The 1,960-nt window shown below is 44.9% G+C and carries 2 protein-coding genes; both read left to right on the forward strand.

Annotated elements, in window-relative coordinates; genetic code table 11:
- Window positions 1-874 (forward strand): DUF7713 domain-containing protein (locus DYP60_RS14385; protein WP_165849603.1); only part of this gene is annotated, 874 nt, incomplete at its 5' end.
- A 347-nt stretch (window positions 875-1,221) separates the two neighbouring features.
- On the forward strand, window positions 1,222-1,776 hold the full coding sequence (locus DYP60_RS13830; protein ID WP_117331604.1) for a shikimate kinase: 555 nt from the start codon (window positions 1,222-1,224) through the stop codon (window positions 1,774-1,776).
- Window positions 1,777-1,960: the final 184 nt, after the last annotated feature.

Below are 1,960 nucleotides of genomic sequence, written 5' to 3' on the forward strand. Positions count from 1 at the left end.
TTCTAACGAATTCTCCAGTTTTTCACTGGAGCAGACTGATTCCATCGCTGGCGCAAACAAGCAGATAAAGAAACTCCTCCAAGCCTGTAATTATGAATACTCATTCGTAGTAAATGAAATAAGGGATGTTGATAGTATTCTGCATACTGATGAGCAGCTCTATCCAACCACATCGTATTCCTTTGCCATTTCAGTTGAGTGTATACCCTCTGGCTATGAATGGGTTGCAACTGAGCTGAAACGCAAAGAATCCAACCTTGAAAAATTAGAAGATCCGCATACTGAGATTGAGTTCAAAAAGCGGGTGGAAACGATGGGAAGAAAATACACTCCCAGACAGACAGCAAAGGATACCTGCCTGTTTGAGCCGTATACTTTCAGGATGTTCTCCCCATATGATTTTTTGGAAACTGAATACGGAAGATTTGGTGATATCTATCGATACAGGGAAGCAAAGGAGATAGCACTTTATAACGGCTTGGAGATTCCGAAGGACTGCTACGACCCAATCGTTGACAAACTATCACCCGATAGGAATGTGTATCTTGCTGATGGCACCATAGATAGAAAAGCTGAATTTGAACGCTTCAAGCAACTTATACGCTCTGGCGTTGGTGGTAAATCCTTATCTCCAAGTCCAGTCCGTGCCATCGAAGGTGATTGGCTCTCCAGCGGCTATGGGGTTATCTACAAGGGACGTGCATATAGTTTAGGTTCTATGGGGCGTGTCAAGATTACCGTAGATGCACACGAATATGGGGATAGTGAAGTCCAGTTCATCATTGATGACAAGCGGATCAGTGCTTCCCAGTTCATCGATATGCTTTCCACATATGAAGGGTGGCAGATGAGCTTCAAGTTTGAATCTAACTGATGCTGATGCAACAGGGCTTCTCCCCGTTCGAAGCGTGTGGTTTATAGATTTCTCCGAGCAGTCGCAACAAGTTACCGTATGACGAAGAATCCTCCGGTATATTGGCCTTAGTTGTATCTTGGACGACGATTGAATAGCTATCAGTATTCCATGATAAAATCCAGCATACTAGAACCACTTTCTGAAGGTGTGGATTCTTGTTCACGTGGAAGATTCCAATCTTTTCCCTCGTCCATTGTTCCGCATGAAAAGATGGGTTGTATGGAGACTGCCACTATCCTTTCACGCATGAGAAATGGTACAAAAATATGCAAGAATGCTGGTAGGCACCATGGAAGGAGAGGCATATGATCATCTATCTGGTAGGCATGGGATGTGTAGGAAAGACCACGACAGGAAGGTTGCTGGCTGAGAAGCTTGGCTTCACATTCTTTGACTTGGATGAAGAGGTTCAGGAATTCTATCAGAAGCCGATAGAGAGAATCCAAAACGAGTGCCTGACGATGAATGAGTTCAGAGAAAGAGCCAGTGTAGTGCTGGACCAACTGTTTTCCCGGAACATTGATTGTGTGGTGGCAGGAACTCCAGCAGGTTTGAAGTTCGCATATAACAGTGTCTACAAACGGCATAAAAAGGATAAGGAACTCTATTCGATACATCTGTACGATTCCTTCGAGAACGTACTGGACAGGCTGAGGTTTTACGACGTGGATTCAAACCCAATCGATGAACCCATGAGTCCAGCAAAAAGAAAGCGATACTTACGAGCAATCAAGGCAGACTACAGCTATTTCAAAAGCTCATACGAGCGTGCTGATCTTCAGATAAGCATTGAACACGTCCCACTGCACGATATCCCTGAGCTGATCGTTTCGGAACTTGGGAAACTGCAACAGCAGTGAGACTTCCAGATAGCACTCCTCTGGGTTGAACCTCTTCCGACCAGTAAAGGGAGACAGTGTCGGACACAATGTCTTCAGGAACACTCTTTCATTCCTTATTCAATGCCGTTTTCATTCCCCAACGGAGCGAGAGGAAAGGAATCAGCATGATGGTTCCTCTCTGGAGCGAGTGCCGGGAAAGCAA

The organism is Sphaerochaeta halotolerans (assembly GCF_003429665.1).
GTDB lineage: Bacteria > Spirochaetota > Spirochaetia > Sphaerochaetales > Sphaerochaetaceae > Sphaerochaeta > Sphaerochaeta halotolerans.